This is a genomic window from Arthrobacter sp. P1_B11 (genome assembly GCF_056406715.1).
Genome location: NZ_JBFTZQ010000061.1, coordinates 1 through 1,297, shown reverse-complemented (window position 1 = coordinate 1,297; position 1,297 = coordinate 1). Strand labels below are relative to the sequence as shown.

At 65.3% G+C, this 1,297-nt stretch carries 1 pseudogene; it reads right to left on the bottom strand.

The features are described 5' to 3' along the window. Positions 1 to 1,225: pseudogene (locus AC1D14_RS22550) on the bottom strand (pyruvate dehydrogenase (acetyl-transferring), homodimeric type); the annotation flags it as partial. Between the last annotated feature and the right edge of the window lie 72 nt (positions 1,226 to 1,297).

Sequence of the window (1,297 nt, the reverse complement as noted above, 5' to 3'; positions counted from 1 at the left end):
GGTGGGTGGCGTTGCGGCCTTCGAAGTGCGGGCCGAGGCCGTAGCCCTTGACCGTTTTGGCCAGGATCACGGTGGGCTTGCCCTTGAATTCGGTCGCTGCCTTGTACGCGGCGTAGACCTTGCGGTAGTCGTGGCCGCCGCGCTTGAGGTTCCAGATCTGGTCATCGGTCAGGTCCGCGACCATGTCCTTGGTCTGCGGGGTCTTGCCGAAGAAGTGCTCGCGGACGAACCCGCCGGACTCGGCCTTGTAGGTCTGGTAGTCCCCGTCCAGGGTTTCGTTCATGATCTTCACCAGCGACCCGTCGGAGTCGCGGGTGAGCAGGTCATCCCATTCCCGGCCCCAGACGACCTTGATCACGTTCCAGCCCGCGCCGCGGAAGAACGCCTCGAGTTCCTGCATGATCTTGCCGTTGCCGCGCACCGGCCCGTCCAGGCGCTGGAGGTTGCAGTTGATCACGAAGTTCAGGTTGTCCAGGTTCTCGTTCGCGGCGAGCTGGAGCAGGCCGCGGGACTCGGGCTCGTCCATTTCCCCGTCGCCCAGRAACGCCCAGACCTGCTGCTCGGAGGTGTCCTTCAGGCCGCGGTTGTGCAGGTAGCGGTTGGACTGGGCCTGGTAGATCGCGTTCATCGGCCCGATGCCCATSGACACGGTGGGGAATTCCCAGAACTCCGGCATCAGCCGCGGGTGCGGGTAGGAGGACAGGGCGTGGCCGGCCTTGGACTTTTCCTGCCGGAAGCCGTCCAGGTCCTGCTCGGTCAGCCGGCCTTCCATGAACGCCCTCGCGTACATGCCGGGGGAGGCGTGGCCCTGGAAGAAGACCTGGTCCCCGCCGCCGGGGTGGTCCTTGCCGCGGAAGAAGTGGTTGAACCCGACCTCGTACAGCGTCGCGGCGCCGGCGTAGGTGGAGATGTGCCCGCCCACGCCGATGTTCGGCCGCTGCGAGCGGTGGACCATCACCGCGGCGTTCCAGCGCATGTACGCCCGGTAGCGGCGCTCGAACTCCTCGTTGCCCGGGAACTGTGCTTCCTGGTCCGCCGGGATGGTGTTCACATAGTCCGTGGTGGTGACCATCGGAACCCCGACGCTCTGGGCGCCGGCACGCTGCAGGAGACTGCGCATGATGTATTGGGCACGCTCGGTGCCCTGTTCCCTGATCAGCGAATCCAGGGACTCAACCCACTCGGCGGTCTCTTCCGGATCACGATCAGGCAGCTGGTTAGTCAACCCGCTGAGGATATGGGAGGTATCTTCTCCTGCCCGCTGAGGATATGGGAGGTATCTTCTCCTGCAGCCACG